Below are 25,190 nucleotides of genomic sequence, written 5' to 3'. Positions count from 1 at the left end.
CTTGATGGGTCCACGGTCAACTTCGCAATAGCCCCGCTCGGAATTGCAGCGCAGGCCCAGCGCGCAATCGCGGTCTGCAGAGCAGTTCTCCAGGGAGGTAAAGACGTGACACGAAGGAAGCACCAAGGCGGCTCCCGTGGCGACGGCGAACGCAGCGAGTCCGTGCTTGCGCCAGCGTCCACCTCGATTCGTCACGCCTAGCCTCATGTGCCGACGATTATTCACTAGGACGGGAGCCTCGCGGCGGACAATCGCCGCCGGAGCTTGGCGCCTCGCCGCGTGCCCGCGACGCTTCGCGCGGGGAACCTCGCGAGCCAGACCGAGCGTGATTTCTGTTGCGGCGTGGCCTCCGGCCCCGTCTTCTTCTCGCATGAACCGCGCCGCCATTGCTCTCACGTTCGGTCTCTCGTTTGCGCTGTGTGCGTGCGCGGCGGCGGCGCCGACGTCTACCGCCGAAGCCGTCGCAGCCCCAAGCGCGAACGCTAGCGGCGCCGCACCGACAGCGACCCCGAGCGAGGCTCCCGCACCCAAGCGCGGAGCCCCCGAGCCGCAGAAGGAGCCCGAATCGACGATGGCGTCGCAGCGCGCGCCCTTCGTCGCAAACTGCATGCAGCGCGCTCGCTCGAAAGCCTATTGCGAATGCGGCTGGGACCAGTTTCAGCAGATCTTCAAGGAGGCGGACCTCAAGGTCGTCCCGGGCCCCAACGATCCCAGGATCGCGGCACTCATGGAGCGAACAAAGGGCCAATGCGCCAGCAAGCTCACCGACGAGCAGATTCAGGAGAACTTCCAGGAAGGGTGCCTCGCGGGCGAGCCCAAGAAGGAGAAGTACTGCGGCTGCGCGTTTCGCTCGCTTCGCAAGCGGCTGCCGCGCGAGGAGTTCATCAGCGGCGCGCCCATGGCGTCACCGGCCTTCAGTGAAGCCCAGGGCGCCATGCTCAAAGAGTGCGGCCCGCTCCTGTCGGAGCCCCTCATCAAGGCCGATTTCATGATCGGCTGCGGTGCCACCGAGGACCCCAGCCGCGTGCGTTCGTGCGAGTGCCTCTGGAAGAAATTTCGGGCCAAGCTCTCGGCGCAAGCGCTGCTCTCGGCGAAACCGGAAGACCTCAAGAAGGTGCCAGGCCTCGAGGCGTGCAAGTAACGAGGGCTCGCTTCCGGTCAGCCCGCCTTGCGCGGCCATCGGTCCGTTGGCGCCGAGGGCTCGAACTTGCGCCGCGACCGCCGCACAAAGAACACGTCCGAGACGCTGGCAGGGATGGGCGACGGTTGGCTCTCGCTGGAAGCGTCGTGGAGCACGAGCATGGCCTCGCCCGTCGTGGCTTCCTCGAGCGCACCAGCGACGACGTACGATCGTGCGGGGTGAAGTCCATAGGCCGCTAGGGCTCGCGTCGCGCCCTCGCATGCGGAGACGAAGTCGCCCACCTTCCACGCGAAGCCCAGGGCATCACTCGGCGCGAGCGCCGCGTCGGCCAGTCCGAGTTGCGCCATCACAGCCCTCGGCAGGCCCGCGATAGGAACGCCCGCGTAGGGCTCGGTCGCATCCCCGTTGGCGACGCGAATCGCTCGTTCAACAATTCGCAGCGTCGGATGGCCTTGGGCGCCGCTCCCCTCTTGTGATTTGCGCGGCGGGTCGAGCAAAGGAAGGATGACCGCTACGCGAGAGCCATCGGGTTCCAGGAGCGCGACCTCGGCGAGCCCTTCGTCGAAGTTCGACACGAGCGCGCCGAGGCGGGCCAGCCCGCCGGGCGCCGCGGCGATGCCGTTGAGCGTCGCGACGACGTAGCAGTCTCCCACGTCGAGCCTGGCGTCCACCATCAAGGCGGCACCACGACACTGAATGTCGTTGTAGAGCGCGACGCGCTCCTCGGGCGTGGCGACAACGACGCACGCCGCCCGAACGAAGCCGCTCCGGAGAGGCGGTTCCGGAGGGCGGACACGATACGGCGCGCGGCCCGGTCGTGGGTTCATGCGACGGGTCACGCACTGCGCGTGCCAAAGGGAGGGGGGTGCAGGCGCCACGCAACCCCGCGAAAACCGCGGGCGCTCTTTGGCCGTCCGATGCAGGAGGGCTCTCGTGAGCCATGGCGATGCACTCGATGTGCACAGCGGCTCGCCCGACACTCGCCGACGCGCGCGACGGGACGGACCACGACCGGCAGAAGGTCCGTGACGCCTGCCGGCAAGCTCACTATGACCTCGCGTCGGCCGCCAAAGCATGCCGGTCGCAAGGGGCACCATGAAGAACTTCGGAACCGTCGCCATCTCGCTGGTAAGCCTCTCGCTCGGGCTCGCGGCCCACGCCGCGCCAACGGTTGCGCCGACGCCGACCGTCAGGCCGGGCGTCGCGCCTCAAGCTCGCTCCATCTTTCGCATCGAAGGCGAGGTCATCGCCGTAGCCAACAAGTGCGGCGAGCCGATCACGGCACGCGTCAAGTTGACGAACAAGACGACCAAGCCTTGGAGCGGTGTCGTGAACCTCAGCGCCATCACGATGAAGTCGGTGAGCGTGAGCCTTGCGAGCGAAGGAGCCGATGCGACGAAGACCGTCGACCTCTCCCTCACGACGACGCTCGACTGCAAGAAGCCGCTCGGCAATCACAACATCCGTGTCTGGGGAGCCGGCGGGCCTGCGGACGTGGTCTACAGCAAGGCGCTCCGAGCCACGAAGGTCACGGCCGAGCGTCCCTACACGGCGCCGTCGGGGGCGAACACGCAACCGTGGTTGCGTCGCGTCGTCTTGAATGGCGCCTGCGGCGGCGCCATTTCACCGACCGTCTACCTCCAAAGTTCGGGGAACCAGCCGCAGTCGGCCAACGTGAAGTTGACGTTCGGCGCCGCCACGACGGAAAAAGCGGTCAGCGTCCTTAATGCCACGCCCGTAACGCTCGACGTCCCGGGGACGCTCGACTGCCAAGCCGCGACGGGCATCCCGGCGTTCGAATACGCGCTCCTCACGGGCAACGCGGTCGCCGGCAAGCTCGACGCCGTCGAGATCATGTTCGAGCCGTGACGCGAAGCGCCGGCCTCGCGACCGGCGCTCTCCCTGCATCGTCTACTGCGTCGTCTAAAGGAACGACCCCTTGTAGCTCGGGGGCATCGCCTTCGGCTCTTTGGCATCGAACCTGACGAACGAGGTCGTGTTCGACGGCACGAGGTAGACGTAGCGCCCGTCAAACGCCGCGCCGGCGAAGCTCGTCGCGCTGACGCCGGCGCCGTTCAGGTCGAAGGTCGTCATGGAGCCCGAGCCCTGGCCGCCATCGGGCAAGTAGACGAGCGATGGATCGATGCGCGCCGCGAGGCTGCCGCCGCTGGGCGCAAAGAACAAATACTTGCCGTCGGTGACGCCGCCGAAGACGTTCACGGTGCCTAGGCCTGTTATGTATGACCGTGCCGTCGGGAAGACCGCGCCGTCGGGATCGAACTGGAAGCCGATGCCACCGCTGGCCGGTCCGCCCGTCCAAATGTGGCGGCCGTCGTAGACGCCGTAGGCGCCGGCGCCGGAGCCGTTGGTCTGCCATGCGGCGGCGCTCGTGAAGGTGCCGCCGGTCGGGAAGCGGAGCGACGCACCTCCGAAGTAGTTGACGTTCGTGCCATCGAAGACGAGGCCCGGGAAGTTCGAGCACGCAGCGTGAATCGTGGTTCCGTCGATGAAGCTCCACGACGCGGCGTTCGTGAAGGCGCCCTGCGTGTCGTAGCGGAGAAGGTGGGAGTTGAACGGGCCGTAATAGACGTACCGACCGTCGAAGGCCGTCGACTGCCAGAAGCTCGTGAGCGAGGCGTCGATGGTGGTCGGGTTCATGAACTCCCAGGAGCCCGCCGCGGTGAAGCTCGCCTGCGTGTCGTAGCGAGCCATTCGGCCGCCCGGATGACCTTGCGTCAGGTAGACGTAGCGACCGTCGAAGGCGCCGGTCCGGAAGCCGGTGGCTTGCGCGTTCACGGTGGCCAGGTCGAAGAGCACGTACGAGTTCGCGTCGGTGAAGGACGCGGTCGTGTCGAAGCGAACGACCTTGCCGTGGAAGGATCCCTTGGGCACGAGGTAGATGTAGCGGCCGTCGAAGACGGCGCCGAAGAAGTCCGAGATCGCCGACGGCTGGCCGGCGGGCTGGAGGACAAACCTTCTCCCAATTCGCCGCCGTCGTGAAGGTCTTGTAGGTCGCCGCTCCGTCGCTGCCCGCGTCCGAGCTGGCGTCGGTGCCGGCGTCGACGACGCTCGTCTCACCGACGTTGGAGTCCGAAGCGTTCGCATCCACCACGCTCCCATCGGTAGCACTGGAGTCCGACGTGCTCGCGTCGCTGGTCGCGTCCGGCGTGGTCGCATCGGAGGTGCTCGTGTCGGCAGAGCCGGTGTCGGTCGTCGCGCCGTCGGCAGCGACGGCGTCGGTCTGCGCGCCGGCGTCGGCCACCGCCGAATCGGTCGATGTGCCGTCGGCGCCGGCGTCTTCGGACGACGCGGCTTCGTCGGAAGAGCACCCAGGCCCCACGCCCACGCCCACAGAAGCGGTCAAGAGAGAGAGCGCCACGAGGCGCGCTTGGGTTCGGTTCATTGGCGCACGCTATCACCGCCGGGTTTGCCCGCGCATCGCATGCATGGGTCGTCGGTCTCGGGGGATCGACCAGACGGGGTGCTCCCGACGATCGCGGATCAGGAGCGCCGTGCTGGCGCCGGCGCGAAGCCACCGAACCGCCCGGAATCCTAGAGGAACGGGCCGACGACGTCGGCACGGGCCGTGCTCAACATGGGCTATGCGAAGGTGGCTGTTCCGAGTCCTGCTCTTGGCCGCGCTAAGCGCCGCATGCGCGCCCCCTCCCGAAGCGGAAGAGAGCGACGACGCCCTCGTTGGGGGCTCGCGCGAGGCGGGCTGGCTCGCGGCAGGGTATTTGGCCTCGAGCGACACGCCTTCACGTGTCGTGTGCGGCGCGACGCTCATCGCGCCCAAGGTAGTGGTGACCGCCGCCCATTGCGTGCACCGCCACCGAACGGCGCCGCTGGTTTTCGGCGTGGGCTCGGTGCGCGAGCGGCGCCACGTCGCCGTGCGCTCGATCCACTACCACGCGGAGGCTCACCCCGAAGGCGAAGGCGCTGTCGATGTGGCGCACACGCTGAGGCTGAACGACCTCGCATACCTGCAGCTCGTGCAACCCGTCACCGACGTGGCGCCCGCCGCGATCCCTACGGCGAGTCCCAAGTGGGCAGGCTGCGACGTCCAACTCGTGGCCTACGGCGGTCGCGCCGAGGGCGAGAGCGCCCGCGTGAGCGCGACCGGCTGCGTCGTGCTGAAGCCGGAGATCGCGGGCGACGCGATCCTCGAAATTCGGCCGCGCGGTGGCGCCGCCGTGTGCCACGTGGACGGAGACGAAGGGCACGCGGCGATGGCGCGCGATGAAGCGGGTCGCGAAGCGCTCGTCGGCATCTACGTCGGCAGCGTCACGCAATCGATGAGCGACTGCCGGGCGCACCTCCAGCTCCTCAATGGCTACGAAGACGTCGCCGGCCACGCGGACTTCTTCGCGGAGGCGCTCGCAAGCGTTCGGTAGGCGCAGCGACCGCGCGGGCGGCGGCCCTCACCGCAGGAGCCACCCTTGCTCACCACGTCTCGGCTCCGTGGCACGACGTGCTGCACCGCCTCGTCGCCTTGTCGTAGTTCGTGATCTTGCTCCCCGCGACGTCCTTCACACCGTTCATGTGCGTCACCTTGTTCACGGTCTTGCTGGCCGCGCTGAACACGTAGCCGCTGCCGTGGCAATCGGCGCAGGTGGCGCGGTTATTCGGGTGCCGGCCGTGGTCGCCGGTCTGCGGCGGCGTGCCGTGGCACGAGCCGCAGGTCACGGTGCCGCCGGCCCACGCCGGCTGGAAGAGCGTGGCACCGCCGGTGAAGGAGCCATGGCAGTAAACATTGGAACATGTCGTTCCGTTCCACGTGGGCGCGGCGCCCCCCGTCTTCGCGAGGGGTCCGAAGGCGACCTGCGCGGTACCGTCGCTGTGACCGTTGCTCGTCGGCACCGCGTGACACTCGTTGCAGGCGATCGGCGTGTCCGCGAAGGTCGCCTTGTTCAAGTGCGCCTGGTGCGCGCCGACGGCGCGGGTCGTCGTGGCTGTCTCGCCCTTCGAGCCGAGTGGGGGCGATGACGCGAGTCGCGAGTCCGCGCCCGCAATCCCGACCCGCGTCGTGTCGCCGTGGCACGAGTTGCAGTTCATCGCTGAGAGATCGACGTTCACGACGCCGTTGACGTGTGTCGCCTTGTTCACCGTTTGCGCAGTCGCCGAGTAGCCCGGCCCGTGGCAGCCGGAACAAGCGAGCGCGGGATTGCTGTGAGCCGGCGTCGCCGGCGGGAGACCATGGCACGCGTTGCATGCCATGACGCCGCCGGTCCAGGATGGCGCCGCCGTCGTGGTTCCTCCGGGGAAGTTGCCGTGGCAATAACTACTCGCGCAGGTCGCGCCGTTCCATGCCGGCACGGCGTTCTTGCTCTTGGCCAAGGTCCCGAAGGCGATCTGGACCACCCCGTCGCTGTGGGCGCCGCTGATGGGAACCACGTGGCACTCGTTGCACGCGATCGGATCCGCGAGGACGCCCTTGTTGACGTGGCCCTGATGCGCGCCGACGGCGCGCGTCGACGCCGCGGTCTCGCCCTTGCTGCCAAGCGGCGGAGCAGACTTCACCTGCAGATCGGCGCCCGAAACGCCCACCCTGCCACTATCGCCGTGGCACGAGCTGCACGAGAGAGAGGACTCGTTCACGTTCACGACACCGTCGACGTGGGTCGCTTTGACGACCGTCTTGGCGGTGGCCGAATAGCCAGCGCCGTGGCAGGTCGAGCACTCGAGCAGAGGATTGCTGTGCGCGGGCGTGGTCGGCGGCAGGCCGTGGCAGGAGTTGCACGCCATCGCGCCACCGGTCCACAGAGGCGCGGCGGTCGTGGTCCCTCCGGGGAAATTGCCGTGGCAATAGCTGCTCGCGCAGGTCGTTCCGTTCCAGGCGGGGGCCACATTCCCGGTCTTCGCCAGCGCCCCGAAGGCCACTTGAACGACGTTGTCGCTGTGGCTGTTGCTGATGGGTACGACGTGGCATTCGTTGCACGCCACTGGGTCGGCGAGGACGCCCTTGTTGACGTGCGCCACGTGGGCGCCCACGGCGCGCGTGGAGATCGCCGTTTCGCCCTTCGTGCCGAGCGGCGGCGCCGACTTTGCTTGCGGATCGGCTCCCGCGACCGCCACACGGGCCCCGTCACCGTGACACGAGCTGCACGTAAGCGAGCTCGAGCTCACGTTCACGACGCCGTCGATGTGCGTCGCCTTGGCCACCGTCTTCGCAGTCGCGGAGTAGCCGGCGCCATGGCAGGTGGAGCACTCGAGCGAAGGATTGCTATGCGCTGGCGTTGCCGGCGGCGTGCCGTGACACGAGTTGCACGCCATCGCCCCGCCGGTCCACGCCGGCGCGGCCGTTGTGGCTCCGCCGGGGAAGTTGCCGTGGCAGTAGCTGCTCGCGCACGTCGTGCCGTTCCACGACGGGGCCGCGCCCATGCTCTTCGCCATGGCACCGAAGGTCACCCCGACGACGCCGTCGCTGTGTGCCATCGACGTCGGCACGACGTGGCAATCCTTGCACGCGAGCGGAGCGCCCGTGATGTCGGACTTGTTGACGTGCGCCTGGTGGGCACCGACCGCGCGCGCCGTCGTCGCCGTTTCGCCCTTGGTGCTAAGCGGCGGTGAAGACTTGAGCTGCGCGTCGGCCTTTGCGATGCCAGCGCGCGCGACGTCGCCGTGGCACGACGTGCACGTGAGCCCGCCCTGATCCGTGTTGACGACACCGTTAATGTGCAGTGCCTTGTTGACGGTCTTCGCCGCCGCCGAGTAGCCCGGGCCGTGGCAGGTGGAACATTCGAGCGCAGGATTGCTGTGCGCCGGCGTCGCTGGCGGCGCGCCGTGACAGGAGCCACACGTCATCGCGCCGCCGGTCCACGCAGGCGCGAAGGCGGTCCTGCCGCCGGGAGTTGCCGTGGCAATAGGTGCTCGCGCAGGTCGCGCCGTTCCAGGCGGGCACGGCCCCGGCGTTCTTCGCCATGGCGCCAAACACCATCTCGACGGTGCCGTTGCTGTGCGTCATCGAGGCGGGCACCACGTGACAGTCCTTGCACGCGAGCGGACCGCTCATGAGGTTGGCCTTGTTGACGTGCGCTTGGTGAGCGCCCACAGCACGCGTTGTCGTCGCCGTTTCGCCTTTGGTGCCGATAGGCGGTGACGAGAGGACTTGCACGTCAGCCTTCGCGATGCCGACGCGCGTCTTGTCGCCGTGGCAGGTGGTGCAGGTCGCCACGGGCGGAGTCGACCCGCCGCAGGTGCCTTGGTAGTTGCCGTCGACCCACGCCTGGAACGCCGCGATCTCGGAAGCGGTCGCCGGGTTGTTGAAGAACGCCGGCGGCATCGGCGCGATCGCGTCCTGAATCTTCTGCAAGACCGACTCGGCGACCAGCTTCGACGGGTCCAGCTTCGACCACTCGAAGAGCTGAGCCACCGTCATGAGCGACACTTGCGCTCCACCTTGCGGAGGGTCCGCGTGACAGCCCTGACACTTCGTCGCGAGGAAGGCCTGCACCTGGCAGGTGAACCCTGCCCCGAGCGGCGGCTCCTGCGGCGGTTTGGAGCCGCCGTCGGCACGCCCGCCGTCGGCAACGCTCGCGGGGGACACAACGCCCGGCGTCTCCGGCGAGGAGGGCGCCATGGCATCCACGGTCCCAACGTCGGTCGCCTCGGAAGCAGCGTTGTCGCAAGCGAGGAGCGCAGCAGCTCCGATGACCACGGCCCCAAGGACCGTTGCCGGGCTCCTGCGCTCTGTTCGCTGCGTTCGCATCGGAACTTTCTCCCAGACGTTGGCCCCGCGTTCGACTCGAGACGGCGCCTGCTTGGGTCCCGTGCCCTTGCCCTCGTCGCAGCAGGCAACACGGCCGCGCACGTCCACCCGCGCGCGGGCCTCGCTGTCATGTTTCCGCCGACTTCGCGGTCTTCACGCGCGCGTCTCGACAGCGCCACGGGCGTCGCGGCGCCATTCGATCGTCGTTCAACTGCCGAAGGGGCGTTGGATCTTTCCCGTGAGAACAAAGTTTCCACTCACGTCCTGGGCGCGCTGGCCCTGCGCCGTCTTCTCGATGCTGCACTCGAGCCCGTAGCGGTCGAAGACGAGGGTCGCGTCGCTGAAGCGGACACGAAAACCTTTGGGCTCCACGACGTAGGTCACCTTCGCCGCGGCGATGCCGTCGACGAAGTCGCTCTGCACGCCGCCGTTTCCCTGCGGCGTGTACGTCACGAGTGGAGCGTTCTCCGTGCCAAGGAGGACGGAGCACGCCCACGAGTACACCGACGGCGGCGGAGGCCAGGCCCCGAAGAACGCGACGCGCACCCATGGCTCGCCGTTGTCGAAGAAGAGCTGCGAGCCGGCGATATCAAGCGCGGGGTCGCCTTCGGCGGCGAGGTCCATCGGATCGGGGTTGAGAGTCGGATCGACTAGGTCCGCGTCGGCCCCGCTCTCAGCGCTCACCGCCGCGTTCGCCGCGGCGTCGGCGAGCACCGCCGCGGCGGGCGGCGACGACGAACCAACCGATGATGGCGGGTCCTCGGCGTCGTTGCAGCCGGTCTGGGTCAACGTCGCTCCCACCAACCAAGGAAAGGCTACGACGGCGAGCGCAAAGGGAGCGGAGCGCGAGCGCGTTGTCTGCATGGGGTCGACCTCTCGGTCGTGATCGTGTCCGAACGGGACGAAAACCAGGCAGTCTTTGCCCAACGAGCGACGTCAACCTCCGACCGTTGTTTTGACGAGCCGCCTGATCCCGACGCCCAAGGGGTACGGATGCTTCGGCGAGCGCTTGGCGACATGCACCAATCCACCACGACCCTCCTTGGACGCGTGTACGTGGGTCTCATCACGGCCCTTTGCGTGGCTGCGCTCGCTTCGGCTTCCGCTTGTGGCCGCGGCGCGACGAACGTTCACGAGACCGAGGCGGTCAAGGGGAGCGCGTGCATCTCGTGCCACTCGGGCGCCTATCAATCGGCGTCCAATCCGCTGCATGCCAATAAGATCCAGGACACGTGCCAGGAGTGCCACACGACGAAGCAGTGGAGTCCCGCCCAGGTTCAGAACCACAAGTGGTGGCCGATCCAGAACAAGCACGTCGATGTGAAGTGCGCGGCCTGCCACACGACCGGCTTTCGCGAGGGTGAAACGTCCAAAGAGTGCCAGAGCTGCCACCGCCAGAACTACGACGACGCCAAGAACCCAAAACACACCGGCCTGCCCCTCGACTGCGCGATGTGTCACGCCGACGTGGGCTTCCGTCCTTCCTCGTTCGCGCATCCGTGGCCACTCGAAGGCGCGCACGCGGCGACGCCGTGCGCCCCGTGCCACGCGGGCGAGCCGCCGGCGTACAAGGGGACACCGAAGGGCTGCCAAGACTGCCACCGGAAGGACTACGACAGCGCGAAGAACCCGCTTCACGCTGGGCTCTCAACGGCCTGCACGGATTGTCACACGACGAGGGCGTGGAAGCCGACGTCGTACGTTCACGTGTGGCCCCTTCAAGGCAAACACGTCGTGGTGCCGTGCAACAGCTGCCACACGGGCAATCCGCCGAAGTACAAGGGCACGACGACCGACTGCTACGGCTGCCATCAAGCGGCCTCCGATGCGAGCACGTTCCCGAACCACAAGGCATTCCCGCACACGTGCCTCGACTGCCACGCGATGTCGGGCTGGAAGCCTGCCCTCGCAGGGCTCCACCCGGAGGCCAAGTTTCCGCTCGCCACCGGCGCTCACGCGGACGCGCGCATTCGGTGCCAGGACTGTCACATCCTCGCCAAGGGCGCGTCGACGGCCGGCCAGAACACGGACTGCATCAACTGCCATATGGGCTCGCACTTGGGGGCGCCCATGGACGTCAAGCACGCGGACCTCAAGGTACCGGCCTACCCGCTCGCCCCCACGACGACGAACTACTGCCTCGCGTGTCACCTGACGGGGAAGAAATAGCGGCAGTTCGCTCCGCGATCACGGCCCCCTTCTTCGGTTGGCGTGCCTCTCGCGATACCTCGTCGGCGGCATCGACTCCCAACGCTTGAACGCTCTCCGAAAGTTTGCGAAGTCCGTATACCCGAGGGTGAACGCTATTTCCTCGAGGCGGAGCCCGTCGACCTTGAGGTGCTCGAGCGCCAAACGATGCCGGACGTCGTCGAGGATCTCGCGAAAGGAGGTCTCTTCTTCGACGAGACGGCGGTGCAGCGTTCGAGGTGTGAGGCGCATCAGGCGCGCGGCGACCTCAAGCGACGGGAACCCGTGCCGACGCTCCAGGAGCAGACGTCTAACGCGTCCCGCAAAGGTTGCGTTGGCCGAGAGTCGTTCGAGTTCTCGCTCGCAAATTTTGACGGCCTCCTGAAAGGCCAGCGGATCGGCCTCGCGCAAGGGCGTATCGAGGACGTCTCGTGGCAGGGTGAGGCCAGACCAGGTCGCGCCGTAGCGAACGGTGCAGCCGAACAGCTGACTCGCCAAGGCCGCGTAGGTCGGCGGAGCGAAGGCGAACGCGACGGTGTCGATGCGGGCCGCGCCCATCGAAATGGCGTCGAGGATGTTCTTCGTGGCCATGACCACGGCTTCGAGCACCGGTCGTTGGGCCGCGCCTAGGTCCACGATCTCGGCGAATCTCACGCGCACGCGTTCGCGCTCCTCCGTGACGCTCAAGCCGATCAGCGCGAAGCGCGTTTGCATGAAGGTCTCGAAGAGACCCAGCGCTTGGCGAACAGAGCCGCTGCTCTGCGCCGCGTACCCGAGGACGCCGTGTGTCTGAACCTCAAGACGCTGGCCCACGAAGAGTCCAAGGGCTGGCTCGCGCGCCATGGCGTCCGCGATCAGCTTCTCGAACGTAGCGAACGGGACCTCGGCAGCGGCGTCGTCAAGCGCGGCCGCCGTGAGCCCATGTCGCGCGAGCCAGAGCGCGACGTCGCCTCCCATCGCCCGAACTTGTTCCCCGATCTGGCGCAGGTACGGCATCGGAACCGCCACGGGCGCTTGTTCGCGTCGACGCACGGCCCATCCTGTCAATCAATGACCTCCGCTTGTCAACAAATGACCTGTCGCCCCCGCTTCCCGTTCGTATCCTCGAACGGTCAGAGGACCGATGGCCCCGAAGACCGCGCGCATCAACGACGAGCTCATCACGCTCCTGCCGAAGGAGACGCTGCTCCACGCGGCGTTGCGAAACGGCATCGCCTTTCCCAACAGCTGCCGCGTGGGTGGGTGCGGGACGTGCAAGTGCCGCCTCCTCGAGGGTGACGTAAAGGAATTGACCGAGACTGGCTACCTGCTCTCGGCGGAAGAGCTCCAGGAGGGGACCATCCTCGCGTGTCAGAGCGTCCCGAAGTCGAACGTCACGATCGAGGTGAAGCTCGCGGCGAGCCGCGGCATCGGTACGCGGGGCCACGTCGTCGGGCAGGAGAAGGTCACGCACGACATCACACGGCTCCGGGTGCAGCTCGATGAGAGGTTGAACTATCGCCCGGGCCAGTTTGCTGACGTCACGTTCGCCGACCTTACGGGCGTTGTCAGGTCGTACTCCTTTGGCACTCCGCCAACAGACAGCGGCCAGGTGACCTTCTACATCCGCAGGGTCCCTGACGGACGGCTCTCTTCCTTCGTCGATGAGAACGCGCTTGAGAGCAAGTCCGTGGTCGTTGGCGATCCATCGGGAGACTTCTGGCTACGCGAGGGCCGTGCGCCGCTCCTGATGGTTGCGGGCGGGAGCGGGCTTCCGCCCATCCTCGCGATGTTGCAGCGCGCCGCAGCGCTTGGCAGCACTCGGCCCGTGACGTTGCTCTTCGGGGCGCGCGAGGAGCGCGACCTCTATGCCCTCGCCGAGATCGAAGCGCTGCGGCGAACCTACCCGGGAGACTTTCGATTCATTCCCGTGCTCTCTCTGGCCCAAGACACCGATTGGCAGGGAGAGCGCGGGCTCGTCACCGACAAGCTCCCCGCGCTGCTCGAGCACGGCGCGCACGCCTACCTTTGTGGGCCGCCGGCGATGGTCGACCGCGCGACGCTCGTGCTTGAGGCGCACGGCGTTGCGCGAGAACACATCCACTCCGACCGCTTCACCACCCGAGCCGACGTGGATTCGCCGCAGCTCGCTGGCACTGCCTCTCCCGTCGCAGGCGCCTTCCACTACCTGAAGTTCGCGCTCTTCTACGCCATCGGGCTGTTCTCCGCCGCATCGTTGCTCGCCGGCGGCGGTCTCATCACGGCGGGACTGCTCCTTGTGCTCGTCCTCTACATCGTGGGCGACGCCATCGGCGGCGACGACACGTCCACGCCAACGTATTCTTATCCGCGCGTCTTGACGGCGCAGCTCTGGCTCGCGCTGCCGCTCCTGACGCTCATCGTCTTTGTCTCCGTATGGAGCGTGTGCGCCGGCGACCCGTTGGGCTTCGGTGGATGGGTCGGCCGATGGGCCGGCTACGACGTGCTCGCCGCACGGGCCACCACAAGCACGGGCCATCATGTCTCGGCGTGGCTCTTGACCGGGCTCATGATCGGAATGATCGGCACCATACCGGCCCACGAACTCACGCATCGCACGTGGGATCGAACGTCGATGTTCATCGGCCGGTGGCTACTGGCGTTCAGCCTCGACACGACCTTCGCCATTGAGCACGTCTACGGCCACCATCGGTACGTCTCCACGGCGGAGGATCCCGCGACGGCACCGCGCGGACGCAACGTGTACATGCACATCCTCGCTTCGACCCTCAAGGGCAACGTGAGCGCATGGACGATCGAGGCGCAGCGCCTCGATAAGAAGCAACGCAGGCATTGGTCCTTCGCCAACGCGCTACTCCGAGGCCAGTTGATGAGCGTCGCGCTCGTCGCGTTGGCGTACGCGATGGGCGGAGTTCGAGCAGCAGGCTTCTTTGTCGCCTGCGCCCTTTGGGGCAAGGCGCTGCTCGAGATCGTGAACTACATGGAGCACTACGGGATGGTCAGAAGTCCCGAGGCTCCGGTAGAGCCACGCCACTCGTGGAACACGAATAGGCGCGTCAGCTCGTGGGCACTCTTCAACTTGACGCGGCATTCGCATCACCACGCCCACGGTGAGGTCCCGTTCCAAGACCTCCGCCCCTACCCTGACGCTCCGGTCATGATCAGCGGCTATTTGACCACGATCGTCGTCGCTCTGATTCCCCCACTTTGGCACCGACTGATGACCCCTCGCGTCGTCGCGTGGGACACGCGCCATGCGAGCCCCGAGGAGCGCATCTTGACGGCCCGAGCTAACGCGAACTGGCACGACAGGTGATCACGCAGCGAGTCGCGATTACGCCAGCTCGCGGCGCTTGTCCTTCTTGCTCTTGCGCTTGCCCTTCACGCCGCCGTGCGCGTCGCGCGTCGGTGCGGCAGCCACGAGGCGCTCGAAGCCGCTGATCTTCTCGCGAGGCACGGTGACGCGGTGGCGCCGCTCGATGAGGCGAAAGTGCGGTTCCGCGTCGGCCGTCACGAAGCTGATCGCCACGCCCACGTCTCCGGCGCGACCCGTGCGCCCGATGCGATGCACGTAGTCGGTGGGCGACCGAGGCAGGTCGTAGTTTACGACGGCAGGAAGGTGCGCGATGTCGAGGCCGCGCGCGGCGACGTCGGTCGCGACGAGCACCCGCACTCGCTGAGCCTTGAACTCGGCCAGCGCCCCTGTCCGCGCGCCCTGGCTAAGGTCGCCGTGGAGTGCCGCCGCCGCGACGCCGGCGCGCTTGAGCTTCATGACGACGTGATCCGCGCGATGGCGACTCTCCACGAAGACCAGAACGTGCGACCAGCCGTGCGCATCGAGGAGGTGACGCAGCAGCGTCGTGCGCTTTCCCGCATCGACCTCGATGGCCCGCTGCGCGATGGTCGTGAGATCGGGCGCCTTGCCGCCGTCGATGTTGATGCGCGTCGGCTTGTTCAGGTGCTCATCAGCTAGCGCACGCACGGCGTGAGGAAAGGTCGCGGAGAAGAGGAGCGTCTGCCTTCGCTCCGGCAACTTCGCGACGATGCCCGCGAGCTCGTCGGCAAAACCCAGCGACAACATGCGATCGGCTTCGTCGAGCACCAGCGTAGCGACGGCGTCGAGCGTCAACGCGTTGTGCGCCACCAGGTCCAGCAGGCGACCCGGCGTGGCGACGACCACGTCGGCACCGCCACGGAGGGCCATCATCTGCGGGTTGATCGACACGCCGCCCACAGCGACGCAGGCCTTTGGTGGCGTCGGCAGGAACGCGCCGAAGGCGCGTATCGCGTCGGCGACCTGGAGGGCGAGCTCGCGCGTCGGGACCAGGACGACCACGGGCACGGCGCGCGAACCGCGAGGCGAGCCATCGCTGAGTCGTTGGAGGAGGGGCAAGACGAAGGCGGCCGTCTTTCCCGAGCCCGTTTGCGACGAGGCCCAGACGTCTTCGCCGCGTAGGATGGCGGGGATGGCCGCCGCCTGCACGGGCGTCGGCGCCTCGAATTCGGCCGTCGCCCGAAGCAGCGGTCCGGCGAGACCTAGCGCAGCGAAAGTCGTCGCGAGGGGCCTTTGGTCTGCGTCCCTCTCTGTCATTCGTCGTTCATTCGCGGCGGCGGATGATACCGCAGAACGACGAGCGCCGGCGCGTCCCTCGCAGGCGCAGTGGCGAGCGGACCTCCGCGCGGTTGGGCTTCAGCCTCGAAGGACTCCGCGGCGCGAGTCGGCCCCAGTCACCTTCGCGCCGCCCGTCGCCTGCGGACGCGCTAGACTCGCCCGGTGAGCTTCGACCTCGTTGTCCAGCCGTGCCGCTACGACGGCACGATGGAGCGGCGCGTTAACCCGTTCACCAAGGCGCCCGTCGAGGTCCCGCGCAACGCGCCCCTCTCCGCGACCGAGGCGAAGGCGGTGCGAGCGATCCTCGATGAGGCCGCCGGCGCCGGGCCCGACGAGCACGGCCGCTACGTGATCCGCTTGGTCGACGGCACCCGCGTGGACGCGTTCGCGCGAGAGCTTGCCGCTGGGTGCACGTTTATGGTGCGGGCCGCTGGCGTCTCGGCGCCTCTCGCCGCGCTGCTTCATGCCGTGCTCGTGGCGGGCAACTGGGTCCTGCTCGACGAAGACCACGTGGTCGCTCCTCATCCGCGGTGCGTGGAGACGGTCTTGCCCCAGATGGGCGAGGTGGTGGTCGTCCGCTCGTCGGCGGAGCTTGAAGCCGTGCTCACCGGCGGCACGCCCGCCCACCGAAAGCTCGCGGCCCGCGCGTCGTAAGCCCCGCGGGCATTTCCGTGCGCCGGAGATTCAGCCCGGTCGGCGGCTCGCAACGCCTGCCCACGCCCCTCGCCCATGCATGCGATCCCGCCCAGACGACTGGCGTGGTAGTCGTGCGAGATACTGGACACGAGTGTCCGCCGCGTTCTTGCGGGGAGGAGATGATTTGAGCATGAGATCGACCATTCGCTTTGGCATGTTGGCATCGTTGGCCTGCGCGGCGGCGGGCGCGCTTTTCGTGGAGGCCTGCGACGACTCCGTGGAGGCCGACAAGGTGGCGGCCGACAGCGGCGCCGCCGATTCCACGGCGGACACGGCCACGACGCCGACCGCCGATACCGGCTCGCCGGCCTCCGATGCGGGCGCCGATGCGCCGGCCGTCGGAGCCATCAACTTTACGGTTCCCGCTGGCGGCGGAAACGTGGACGTGAACGCGGGAGGCGTGAAGCTCACGTTCACCTTCCCGGCGAGCGCCGCAGGCAAGAACATCGTCCTCACGCCCACCGACGCGGCAGGCGTCGGTTGGACCGGCGCGCCGTTCTTGGGGGTCGTGAAGCTCGAACCCGCCGGTGAACGTTTCGCGAACCCCATCGTGATCAAGCCTGGCACCAAGGGTGCTGTGGGCACCATGCTCGCGTTCCCCAACAGCACCGCGCAGGGCCCAGCGTCGCCGCTCAAGATCACGTCAACGGGTGACGGCTTCGAGCTCACGCACTTCACGGCGCTGGCGCTCCTTCCGCCGGACAAGGTCTGCGACTCGCAGGGCCACCAAGACACGCCCTGCTCGTCGCGATGCTCCAGCGATACCCTCGCGCTCGACGACGCGGGCGTCTGCCGCGGCAGCGACGGTGGCGTCGCGGCCGCTGGCTCGACGACGTTCCGGCAAGTGACCTGCAAGGGCTACACGTATTGCGTCATCGTCAACGGCAGCTGCTGCGTCGACCCGAGCGTCGACAGCGGAACCGCTTGCACGCTCGAGAACCAGAAGTACGGAATCTCGTACACGCCCAGCGGCAACAACGGCAGCATCAACTACTGCGAAGGCAGCGTCACCAGCCTGTGGGACGGCGGCGATGCGGGCTGCGGGCAGGCCAAGCCCAACTACTCGTTCGGCGCGAACGGCGCGTGCAGCGCAATTCTGGACTGCGGGCCTATCTATCGGCTCGACTGCGACGGAGCGAACTGCACTTGCAAGTGGCAGAACGCGGACGGCGGCACGACGACGTTCCAACAGGCTGACACGTGCGACACCACGGCGACCATGAAGAAGGCGTACGCGGAGAAGTGCGCGTACCCGCTCTGAGGCGCTGAACGGGGAACGCGTCCGACGCTGTCGCCCAGCGCCGGGCGCGTTCGCTCGTTGACCGAAGCCACGACGCCTCGCACACGACGCGGTGAGCGCCGCTCCGCTTCAGTGAAGGCAAAATGGCTGATCCCGTGGTCCTTCGACGCAGCGAGCCGTACTCAGCACGCGCGAGACGATCTCCGAAGGCGAGGCGAACGCGTTGGGTGCGCCCTCGACGATGATCTTGTCGGCGTGCGCGCTGTAAGCGTTCGCGAACACGACGGCCTGCGTGGCGCGTTCGGCAAAGTTCGGATGCGCCGCGATGCGCGTCACCTCGTGCTCCTCGATCTGGCGGGTTCGAAACGCTGAGATCGTGGCCTTCTTCGTGAGTACCTCGCGCAGAGCCGGCAACAGAGCCTCCGTGAATGCGATGGCATCCGCAAAAGGGTCGGTGGCATGACGCGCTTCCGTGAGGAGGATGCCGCCCTTGCGAGCGCGGTTGCTTTCGGCCGGGGCCGCTTCGCCGGAGAGGATCGCGTAGGTCTTCTGCATGGAGGCGACCATCGCGTTTGGGTTGCTGGAGTTGTCGCACGAGGCATCCATCTCGAAGGTGTTCGCGCCCTTTCGTTCGACCGTCACCTCGCACCAGTCGTAGCCAGCGCGGAGATCCTCGGTGCACGTGATGCCGACCTGCTCGGGCGTGAAGTCGCGCTCCTCAAGGTTGATGAAGCTGGAGCACTTGAGCGTTCGACTCTTGCCGGCCCGCACGACTTTGGCGATGGGCGTCTTGTCGGCGGCGACGCCGAACGACACCTCGACCTTGGCGGCCGGGTCGTCGCTCACGAGGAGTGTCCCTTCGAGGCTTCCCGTTGCGAGGGCGCCTTCGTCGGCGCCATTGGCGAGCCCATCACCGCGATCTCCGGGTGCCCCAGCGCAGGCCACGAGGGGCAAGAAGGCCAAGGGGCGGAGCGACCGTAAAGCGCCGGGGACGGGAGGCATGCGGACGCGAACTGCACCGCCCGTGCCGCCGGTCGCGCGAGCCAAGCGTCGGGAAACACCGATCGGCTTCCTGGGTCGCCCCACGCCGATGGATCGCTCGGGTCACCTCAATCCGTTTTGCGCTGGCGCCGCGGCGTGCGCCTCACGAGTAGCGGTCGACCCTCGCGTCGCAGAACGCGGTCAGGTAGGCCTCCTGGATCGCCGTCAGGCCCGAGAAGCGGAAGCCGATGCCCGCCTCCACGTCCTCGTGAGGCGCGCGCGAGTGGATCGCGACAGCGTCGACCTCCATGAGCCCGCAGGGCAGCGGGAAGCTTAGCGCGACGATAGCGCCAGCCTCGAGCAGCCACGGGGTCCGCAGGAAGATGCCCCGAGCCGACAGGTCTTCCGATGAACACGTGACCGTGTCGGCACCGCGACGAAGCTGGACGAGAACCTCGAATCGGAGGCGTTGCGCGCGCCGACGCTCTTGGGACGCAGGAGGCTCGGTTGGAAACTCCGCTTCGTGGGCGCCGGCGAATGGATGGGTCTCGCGGCCCGCGCTTGCGTCACGTCGACCCCCATTCCAAATCGTCGCACTCTCGAAGACCTCGCCGAGATCGCAGCCGCCCGTTGCCTCGACACGGCTGGCTTTACGCATGCGCCCCGACTCGGCGCTCGCCTTCGGCGGCTTCGTGCTGTTGTGAGGGGTCACCGTGATTTCCACCTTTCGTGAGTGAGCGGCCGCAGGCGTCTCGTGCGCGATCGGCCAGTCTCCATCGATACGCGGGGTCGATCATCCCGTCTTGTCAGGAAAATTCCCTACGTTCCTCGCGGCTCCAGCAGGTGACGTCGACTCGTGTGCGATGGCGTAGCGCGGACGCCCACGCACGCCGGCCCAGCGTGCGCCTTCCGCGCCCCGTTCGGCGTCGGGTCCGTCATCGGTCGCCACGAGCCGGCGCGCCCTTCCCTGCTATTCAACGCGAAGTCGTCAAATCGTCGCGTCGAGCAATAATTCCCAAGCGATCGCGGCAAGTTGGACCGGCACGGCCGAATCGGCCCCCAACGTCCATCGAGTCATCGCGCTGACGAGCGCGCGGCCACCTTCGAACGCGCCTCCCGCGTGGTCTCGCGCAAAACCTTGAAAAGGCGCCGCGGGCACAGGGGTTGCTCTGCAGGCTCCCATGACGACGACCAACGAGACGCTCACGCTCCTTTGCGATGAATCGCTTACCGCCGTGGTGGGAGGAACGTCCGCGGATGACGGCCCCGGCTGTGGCGGCTTCGGCGACGGCACGCCGTACCCCACCGAGCCACCGACCGTCGACGCGGCGTTCTGAGCTCGGTCTCGGCCCCCGCAAACCAATCGCTTGAAACACCTTGAACCCTCGACGAAAGCACCACGCCATGAACAGCACCCCCTCGAATCAGGTCGCGCAGCTCGAAGTTCTTGATGAAGAGACGCTCGAATCGATCGCCGGCGGCGACCGTTGGGGCGGCAACCCCGGCGGTGTCCAGTGCGTCGACAAGCTCAACGCCGATGGCTCCTTCACAGAGATCTGCAGCGTCACGTGAGCACCTGATCGATCGGCGGCCCGTTGCGCACGACCGGCCACGTGGCCGAAACGGCCGGGTGAAGCTGGCCGTGCTCGAATGGCAGAGGCACCGGGAGGTCAATCTCGACGACGGCCCCCGCCGGGCCTAGCGAAAGGAAGGCCGGCGCCGTGGCAGCGTATCACCGCGAGTGAGTCGCACCGCCCGTCTCCGTTCGCTTCTCGGTGCGACCGTGCTGCTCTCCGCGTGTAGCGCGTCGCCATCGATCTTCGTCGTCACGGCCGACGGTGGCGCACCGCCTTCATCGGAGTCGTCGTCATCGTCGTCGACCGGCGGGAGGTCGTCGTCCGACGCTTCCGTCGATGCGCGAGGGAACGATGGCACCGCGACCGCCAACGTTGAGTGCCACGACATCACGAGCAGCTGTCCTGCGACGGGTGGCGTGGCCGAGGTTTGCACAACGCTCGGCGCGTCGGGTCAGTGCATCAGCCGCCTTTGGCGCATCGGCGCGCAGACTTGGCCCTGCCCCAGTTGCGACAGCTGCGAGGACTCCGCCAACAAGGCCCTTGGCACCTGTTCCAACGGATCCGGTGGCGGCGGCGGTGGCGGTGGCGGCGGAACCGAGACGTGCACCGTCGCGACCGCGGGCTGCACCGTCGGCGGCGAAGTGAAGCTCTGCACAAGACCAGGAGCATCCTGCGCGCAGCGTTACGTGCACGCGGGCGTATCGTTCCCGTGCCCCGCCTGCGGAGTGTGCCAGGCGCAATACGACGAGGCCCTCGTGGCTTGCATGGGTGCCGAAGGAAGCTGCGACGCGCTCCTCGCCTGTTGTGGGGCGCTCGCGCCCCCGAAGGATGCACAATGCACCTCTAGCGTCGCCACCTACCGAGCCAGTCGCGCCAGTGACGTGCAGTGCCAGCGAGCGATCGCGGGCATGCCCGCCGGCACGTGCCCGTAGCAGCCACGCGACACGCTGCGGCCGCGTGCGGGCGCGCACGGCGAGTCCAAGTTCCAGCTCGGGCCCGCCGTGCTCGCGTTGCCGACGCCAGCGCTACGCCTCCGCTCGCCGCCCCGGCTTCGGCGGGCCCGCCGCCACGATGGCCTGCTTCAACGTCGCCTGAAGCTCTGGCTGCTCGAGCAGCGCCTCGCGCGTGCGCTCGCGGCCGTTGCCGAGCGCCGTGCCGCAGAAGCCGAGGTGGTTGCCGCTCTTGTCGAGCAGGCCGCGCGCGAGGCCCAGGTCGATGAGTTCGGCGACGGGGTCGACGCCCGCGCCCCAGCGAATGTCGAACTCCGCCTCCGTGAACGGCGGCGCGCACTTGTTCTTCGCGAGCTTCACCCGCGTGCGGCCGCCGACCTTGTCTTCGCCGACCTTCACGGACCCGATGCGGCGCACATCGAGGCGCATCGAGGCGTAGAACTTCAACGCGTTGCCGCCGGTCGTGGTCTCCCCCGAGCCGAACGTGACCCCGATCTTCTGGCGCAATTGGTTGATGAACAGCAGCGTCGTTCCAGAGCGGTGCGCCACCGCCGTGAGCTTGCGGAGCGCTTGGCTCATGAGGCGCGCCTGAAGCCCCATGTGCGAATCGCCCATGTCGCCCTCGAGCTCGGCCCGAGGCACCAGCGCCGCGACCGAGTCGACGACGACAAGGTCGACGACGCCGGAGCGGACGAGCATCTCGGTGATCTCGAGCGCCTGCTCGCCGCTGTCGGGCTGCGAGACGAGCAAGTGCTCGGTGTCCACGCCGAGGTTCTTCGCGTAGACGACGTCGAGCGCGTGCTCGGCGTCGATGAACGCACAGACGCCGCCGGCCTTCTGCGCCTCCGCGATCGCGTGAAGAGCGAGCGTGGTTTTGCCGCTGGACTCGGGGCCGTAGACCTCCACGACGCGACCGCGGGGATAGCCTCCGATGCCGGTCGCCAAATCGAGGGCCAGTGAGCCAGTGCCGATGGTGGCCACGGGCTCCGCGTCCGACTGATCGCCAAGCGCCATGATGGCTCCCTTGCCGAACTGCTTCTCGACGGACACGAGGACGCCTTTGAGTGACTTCATCTTTTCTGCAATTTCGCTGAGCATGATCGCTTCTCCTCGGGAGCCGAAAGAAGTGAGCGAGCGCGCGCGGCTCCCAACGCGCGACCGCCTTCGGCGAGGACGCTCGCCAAACTCTGATGACCACCCCGCCGGTGACGGCGGAGCTATGGCGTCGCTTCGAGCGTCGGTGGTCCCGCCGTCCGATCGAGGACGCGCAGTGCGATGGCCTCGGCCAGGTGGTGCGTGCGCACGGCCGCGTCGCCATCGAGATCCGCGATGGTTCGCGCGACCCGAATGACCTTGACGTAGGCGCGCGCCGACAGCGACAGGCGCGTCGCCGCCGTGGCGAGGAGGCGCTCCCCTTCACCGCCGAGCGGCGCCGCGACCTCCAGATCTCGCCCCGTGAGGCGCGCGTTGAGCTCGCCCCCAACGAGGCCTGACGCGAAGCGCTCCGCCTGCCGCGCCCGAGCGGCGATGACGCGCGCGCGCACATAGGCGGAAGACTCTCCGGCGGCCCCCGACGAGATGCTCGAGAGCTGAACCGGCGGCAGCGTCACGTGGACGTCGAGGCGATCGAGCAGCGGACCGCTGAGCCGTGCCCGATAGCTGCGAACGCGTTCGAGGCCGCATTGGCACCGGGCATCGCCGGCGAAGCCGCAGGGACACGGGTTCATCGCCGCGACCACGACCGCGCGCGCAGGGTACGTCGCCTTGGCGAGCGCCCGCGAGATCGTGACGACGCCGTCTTCGAGCGGTTGGCGCAGCGACTCGAGGCACCCTCGCCGGAACTCAGGGAGCTCATCGAGAAACAGAACGCCGTGGTGCGCGAGGCTCACCTCACCGGGTCGCGCACCGTCGCCTCCGCCCACGAGGCCCGCATCACTGACGGTGTGGTGCGGCGCTCGAAATGGCCGCTCTGCGATCACCGACTCGCCGCGCGCCAAGAGCCCCGCGACGCTATGAATGGCCGTGACGGATACCGCTTCGTCGAGCGACATTGGGGGCAGAATCCCGGGAAGGCGACGCGCGAGCATGGTCTTACCGGCGCCCGGCGGTCCCACCATGAGGAGGTTGTGCCCGCCGGCGGCTGCGATCTCGAGCGCGCGGCGCGCGGCGTGTTGACCTCGAACGTCGGCGAGATCATCCTGCGCATGAGCGCGCGGGGAAGCGACCGGGAGTGAGACGGTCCGAGCCTCGCGCTTTCCCGAGAGGACGGCCGTCAGCTCAGCGAGCGTCGCGACAGCGCCGACGGTGATGCGTTCGTTTTGCAAGAGCGCAGCCTCCCCGGCGTTGTCGAACGGGACGATGGCCCGCGCGACGCCTCGCTCGCGGGCGCCGAGCAATCGCGGCAACACCCCGCGAACGCCGTGGACATGGCCCGCGAGGGAGAGCTCGCCGACGAAGAGCGTGCCCGCGAGCGAATCCTTCGGCGCGACGCCCAACGCGACGAGCGTCGCGGCGGCGATGGCCAAGTCGAAGCCGCTGCCGGCCTTTCGAAAGTCCGCCGGCGCGAGGTTGACGATGGTCCGATGTTCGGAGAGGTCGACCCCGACATGCGCGAGCGCGCTCTTCACGCGCACGCGGCTCTCGCGCACGGCCGCCTCGGCGAGGCCCACGAGATCGAAGCTTGGGACGCCCCGCGAGATCTCGACCTCCACGCGGACGAGCTGGAGATCGAGGCCTACGAGGGCGGCGGCGAGCGCGGTGGCGAGCATGACCCGTAGGTAGCGAGCCGCGTGCCGAGGAGCGGGGCGCGAAACGATTCGCTTTTCGAAGGCCCAACCCCGTCCATGGCCGTTTTCCCCTGGCCACGGACAGTCGTCGCAGCCTGCGTGACCACAACCTTCTGCGTGTCGCTGAGCCCTTCGAGCCTGTGCTCGCGTCCGGGGCGCGCGGCAGCGACGTGCTCACTCGAGGCGGGGTCCGCCGTCGCTCACGCCGTCTCCTCGCCGCTCTCAGCAACCGGTGCATCGACCTGGGTCTCGCCCTCGTCGACGCTTGCGGCGGTCACACCGGACGTCGACGCGCTCGCGCCGTCGTCGAAGGAAAGGTTATCCGGGTTGTCGTAGGCGGCGTCATTCGCGGGGCCCGGGTCCGTCGTCGGCGCGACCGTATCGGGCGCGTCGAACGGCGCCCCCGGACCACCTTCCGGCGAGACGAACGGTATTTGCGCTGGCACCTCCGGCTCCGGCTTGATGGTGATGGGCGGGGGGGAGGGCGTCACCGCTTCATCGACGCGCGGCACCTCGCCGGCGAAGTTCAGACGCAGCGACTCGTCGGCCACGCGCATCGGCACCGCCAGGGTGCCCTCGTTTCCGTGGGGGTTCGCCAGGTAGAGCATGGGCTCCCCCGTGATCCCATCGGTACCTTTGCCGACGACCGCGTATTGATGATTCTGAATCAGCCCGTAGCCCACGTCGCGGTCGGCTGGCGTGGCGGCTACGGCAACGACCCCATCGGGCGGTGCGTCGCCACGAAAGCCAAAGTCGCTTTGCCGCGAGACGTTCGTGAGCCCCAAGTTGACCATGATCCGGCCGCTGTTGCCGCCGTTGGCGATGGGTCCGTAGGCGTCGGTCTCCAGCGCCGTCGCGTTCACCGTCCCAATCGCCTTTTCGAGCGCCTGGTAGCGCGGCTCACCGCTCGCGCCTTCACCCGGCAACGAGACTTGCACCGTCCGCTCGCTCCGATCGTCGAAGTCCCGGAGCTTCACCTCGTACTGATTCGGCCCCACCTCGCGCACCAGCGAGTCCGCGTACGCTCGCCCCGAAGGCGTGGCGAGCAGCGCGTTGAGCGGCGCCACGACGAAGCAGTCTCCGATGCGCCCCTGCGCAAGGCGGCCATCGAAGGCGGGCACGGCGTGCGTGCGCAAGTCACCGTCTACAACTGCCGTGGTCAAGCTGCTGCCATCGTCGTACCGATAGGTCGTTCCGATCGCGCGCTCCGTCGTCGACAAGCCGCCGCCGCTGACCGCCTCGAGCGCGCCCCCGGAGAGCGCAGCGAAGGCGCGCGGCGCCGACGGGCCGGGTGCGGCGACGGTTGAAGATCGAACGGTTCGTGCCATGGCTC

21 protein-coding genes are annotated in these 25,190 nt (G+C 68.0%); 10 read left to right on the top strand and 11 right to left on the bottom strand.

From position 1 onward, the window contains the following. Positions 1–370: 370 nt before the first annotated feature. Positions 371–1,141 carry a hypothetical protein gene (locus IPG50_23370; GenBank protein MBK6695124.1) on the top strand — a complete coding sequence of 257 codons (771 nt, stop codon included), beginning with the start codon at positions 371–373 and terminating at the stop codon, positions 1,139–1,141. A 17-nt stretch (positions 1,142–1,158) separates the two neighbouring features. Here IPG50_23370 and IPG50_23365 read toward each other — a convergent pair whose 3' ends face one another. Beyond that, positions 1,159–1,968 carry a hypothetical protein gene (locus tag IPG50_23365; protein MBK6695123.1) on the bottom strand — a complete coding sequence of 270 codons (810 nt, stop codon included), beginning with the start codon at positions 1,966–1,968 and terminating at the stop codon, positions 1,159–1,161. A gap of 268 nt (positions 1,969–2,236) precedes the next feature. Between IPG50_23365 and IPG50_23360 the strand changes: the two genes are divergently transcribed. Continuing rightward, the gene (locus tag IPG50_23360) at positions 2,237–3,010 is read left to right on the top strand and encodes a hypothetical protein (GenBank protein MBK6695122.1); all 774 of its coding nucleotides are present in this window, start codon (positions 2,237–2,239) and stop codon (positions 3,008–3,010) included. Between the two features lie 54 nt (positions 3,011–3,064). Here IPG50_23360 and IPG50_23355 read toward each other — a convergent pair whose 3' ends face one another. Then, a complete protein-coding gene (locus tag IPG50_23355; GenBank protein MBK6695121.1) occupies positions 3,065–4,033 on the bottom strand; it encodes a hypothetical protein in 969 nt (322 codons plus the stop codon). Positions 4,034–4,743: 710 nt separating this feature from the next. On the opposite strand from IPG50_23355, the gene IPG50_23350 reads away from it, so the two are divergent. Then, a complete protein-coding gene (locus IPG50_23350; GenBank protein ID MBK6695120.1) occupies positions 4,744–5,535 on the top strand; it encodes a trypsin-like serine protease in 792 nt (263 codons plus the stop codon). 49 nt (positions 5,536–5,584) lie between these two features. On the opposite strand, the gene IPG50_23345 is transcribed toward IPG50_23350, so the two are convergent. Both IPG50_23345 and IPG50_23340 read right to left on the bottom strand, forming a co-directional pair. Continuing rightward, positions 5,585–7,945 carry a CxxxxCH/CxxCH domain-containing protein gene (locus IPG50_23345; GenBank protein ID MBK6695119.1) on the bottom strand — a complete coding sequence of 787 codons (2,361 nt, stop codon included), beginning with the start codon at positions 7,943–7,945 and terminating at the stop codon, positions 5,585–5,587. A 1,111-nt stretch (positions 7,946–9,056) separates the two neighbouring features. Beyond that, positions 9,057–9,713, bottom strand: a complete 657-nt coding sequence (locus IPG50_23340) for a hypothetical protein (GenBank protein ID MBK6695118.1) — start codon at positions 9,711–9,713, stop codon at positions 9,057–9,059. A gap of 153 nt (positions 9,714–9,866) precedes the next feature. Between IPG50_23340 and IPG50_23335 the strand changes: the two genes are divergently transcribed. Further along, positions 9,867–11,018 (top strand): hypothetical protein, encoded by a 1,152-nt coding sequence (locus IPG50_23335; protein ID MBK6695117.1) that lies wholly within the window; start codon positions 9,867–9,869, stop codon positions 11,016–11,018. A gap of 18 nt (positions 11,019–11,036) precedes the next feature. Here the strand turns inward: IPG50_23335 and IPG50_23330 are convergent, their stop codons facing one another. Continuing rightward, positions 11,037–12,032 carry an AraC family transcriptional regulator gene (locus IPG50_23330; GenBank protein MBK6695116.1) on the bottom strand — a complete coding sequence of 332 codons (996 nt, stop codon included), beginning with the start codon at positions 12,030–12,032 and terminating at the stop codon, positions 11,037–11,039. Between the two features lie 1,027 nt (positions 12,033–13,059). On the opposite strand from IPG50_23330, the gene IPG50_23325 reads away from it, so the two are divergent. After that, positions 13,060–14,331, top strand: a complete 1,272-nt coding sequence (locus IPG50_23325) for a fatty acid desaturase (protein ID MBK6695115.1) — start codon at positions 13,060–13,062, stop codon at positions 14,329–14,331. A gap of 18 nt (positions 14,332–14,349) precedes the next feature. Here the strand turns inward: IPG50_23325 and IPG50_23320 are convergent, their stop codons facing one another. Then, positions 14,350–15,606, bottom strand: coding sequence for a DEAD/DEAH box helicase (locus IPG50_23320; protein ID MBK6695114.1), 1,257 nt, complete (start codon positions 15,604–15,606; stop codon positions 14,350–14,352). Positions 15,607–15,789: 183 nt separating this feature from the next. On the opposite strand from IPG50_23320, the gene IPG50_23315 reads away from it, so the two are divergent. Together IPG50_23315 and IPG50_23310 are read left to right on the top strand one after the other, a co-directional pair. Continuing rightward, on the top strand, positions 15,790–16,281 hold the full coding sequence (locus IPG50_23315; GenBank protein MBK6695113.1) for a hypothetical protein: 492 nt from the start codon (positions 15,790–15,792) through the stop codon (positions 16,279–16,281). A 172-nt stretch (positions 16,282–16,453) separates the two neighbouring features. Then, positions 16,454–17,584, top strand: coding sequence for a hypothetical protein (locus IPG50_23310; GenBank protein MBK6695112.1), 1,131 nt, complete (start codon positions 16,454–16,456; stop codon positions 17,582–17,584). A gap of 108 nt (positions 17,585–17,692) precedes the next feature. Here IPG50_23310 and IPG50_23305 read toward each other — a convergent pair whose 3' ends face one another. Both IPG50_23305 and IPG50_23300 read right to left on the bottom strand, forming a co-directional pair. Continuing rightward, positions 17,693–18,565, bottom strand: a complete 873-nt coding sequence (locus IPG50_23305) for a hypothetical protein (protein ID MBK6695111.1) — start codon at positions 18,563–18,565, stop codon at positions 17,693–17,695. Positions 18,566–18,707: 142 nt separating this feature from the next. Beyond that, entirely contained in the window at positions 18,708–19,256 is a 549-nt protein-coding gene (locus IPG50_23300; protein ID MBK6695110.1) for a PilZ domain-containing protein, read from the bottom strand. A gap of 469 nt (positions 19,257–19,725) precedes the next feature. Between IPG50_23300 and IPG50_23295 the strand changes: the two genes are divergently transcribed. The 3 genes from IPG50_23295 to IPG50_23285 all read left to right on the top strand — a co-directional run bounded on the left by IPG50_23295 (position 19,726) and on the right by IPG50_23285 (position 21,053). Further along, on the top strand, positions 19,726–19,881 hold the full coding sequence (locus tag IPG50_23295) for a hypothetical protein (GenBank protein ID MBK6695109.1): 156 nt from the start codon (positions 19,726–19,728) through the stop codon (positions 19,879–19,881). A 67-nt stretch (positions 19,882–19,948) separates the two neighbouring features. Further along, positions 19,949–20,116 carry a hypothetical protein gene (locus IPG50_23290; GenBank protein ID MBK6695108.1) on the top strand — a complete coding sequence of 56 codons (168 nt, stop codon included), beginning with the start codon at positions 19,949–19,951 and terminating at the stop codon, positions 20,114–20,116. A 211-nt stretch (positions 20,117–20,327) separates the two neighbouring features. Then, positions 20,328–21,053, top strand: a complete 726-nt coding sequence (locus IPG50_23285) for a hypothetical protein (protein MBK6695107.1) — start codon at positions 20,328–20,330, stop codon at positions 21,051–21,053. 93 nt (positions 21,054–21,146) lie between these two features. Here IPG50_23285 and recA read toward each other — a convergent pair whose 3' ends face one another. The 3 genes from recA to IPG50_23270 all read right to left on the bottom strand — a co-directional run bounded on the left by recA (position 21,147) and on the right by IPG50_23270 (position 25,185). Next, positions 21,147–22,169: a recombinase RecA gene (gene recA, locus IPG50_23280; protein MBK6695106.1), complete on the bottom strand. Its 1,023-nt coding sequence runs from the start codon at positions 22,167–22,169 to the stop codon at positions 21,147–21,149. Between the two features lie 119 nt (positions 22,170–22,288). Continuing rightward, the gene (locus IPG50_23275) at positions 22,289–23,839 is read right to left on the bottom strand and encodes a YifB family Mg chelatase-like AAA ATPase (protein MBK6695105.1); all 1,551 of its coding nucleotides are present in this window, start codon (positions 23,837–23,839) and stop codon (positions 22,289–22,291) included. A gap of 218 nt (positions 23,840–24,057) precedes the next feature. Continuing rightward, positions 24,058–25,185, bottom strand: a complete 1,128-nt coding sequence (locus tag IPG50_23270; protein ID MBK6695104.1) for a hypothetical protein — start codon at positions 25,183–25,185, stop codon at positions 24,058–24,060. Positions 25,186–25,190: the final 5 nt, after the last annotated feature.

The organism is Myxococcales bacterium, assembly GCA_016703425.1.
Classification (GTDB): Bacteria; Myxococcota_A; Polyangia; order Polyangiales; family Polyangiaceae; genus JADJCA01.
The sequence above is the reverse complement of the archived record's forward strand: the minus strand, read 5'-3'. Positions and strand labels throughout refer to the sequence as shown.

Coding starts and splice junctions, on each gene's coding strand:
- IPG50_23370 (MBK6695124.1), top strand. CDS start 371: ATGAACCGCGCCGCCATTGCTCTCACGTTCGGTCTCTCGTTTGCGCTG.
- IPG50_23365 (MBK6695123.1), bottom strand. CDS start 1,968: ATGAACCCACGACCGGGCCGCGCGCCGTATCGTGTCCGCCCTCCGGAA.
- IPG50_23360 (MBK6695122.1), top strand. CDS start 2,237: ATGAAGAACTTCGGAACCGTCGCCATCTCGCTGGTAAGCCTCTCGCTC.
- IPG50_23350 (MBK6695120.1), top strand. CDS start 4,744: ATGCGAAGGTGGCTGTTCCGAGTCCTGCTCTTGGCCGCGCTAAGCGCC.
- IPG50_23345 (MBK6695119.1), bottom strand. CDS start 7,945: ATGACGTGTGGCTCCTGTCACGGCGCGCCGCCAGCGACGCCGGCGCAC.
- IPG50_23340 (MBK6695118.1), bottom strand. CDS start 9,713: ATGCAGACAACGCGCTCGCGCTCCGCTCCCTTTGCGCTCGCCGTCGTA.
- IPG50_23335 (MBK6695117.1), top strand. CDS start 9,867: ATGCACCAATCCACCACGACCCTCCTTGGACGCGTGTACGTGGGTCTC.
- IPG50_23330 (MBK6695116.1), bottom strand. CDS start 12,032: ATGCCGTACCTGCGCCAGATCGGGGAACAAGTTCGGGCGATGGGAGGC.
- IPG50_23325 (MBK6695115.1), top strand. CDS start 13,060: ATGGTCGACCGCGCGACGCTCGTGCTTGAGGCGCACGGCGTTGCGCGA.
- IPG50_23320 (MBK6695114.1), bottom strand. CDS start 15,606: ATGACAGAGAGGGACGCAGACCAAAGGCCCCTCGCGACGACTTTCGCT.
- IPG50_23310 (MBK6695112.1), top strand. CDS start 16,454: ATGAGATCGACCATTCGCTTTGGCATGTTGGCATCGTTGGCCTGCGCG.
- IPG50_23305 (MBK6695111.1), bottom strand. CDS start 18,565: ATGCCTCCCGTCCCCGGCGCTTTACGGTCGCTCCGCCCCTTGGCCTTC.
- IPG50_23295 (MBK6695109.1), top strand. CDS start 19,726: ATGACGACGACCAACGAGACGCTCACGCTCCTTTGCGATGAATCGCTT.
- IPG50_23290 (MBK6695108.1), top strand. CDS start 19,949: ATGAACAGCACCCCCTCGAATCAGGTCGCGCAGCTCGAAGTTCTTGAT.
- recA (MBK6695106.1), bottom strand. CDS start 22,169: ATGCTCAGCGAAATTGCAGAAAAGATGAAGTCACTCAAAGGCGTCCTC.
- IPG50_23275 (MBK6695105.1), bottom strand. CDS start 23,839: ATGCTCGCCACCGCGCTCGCCGCCGCCCTCGTAGGCCTCGATCTCCAG.
- IPG50_23270 (MBK6695104.1), bottom strand. CDS start 25,185: ATGGCACGAACCGTTCGATCTTCAACCGTCGCCGCACCCGGCCCGTCG.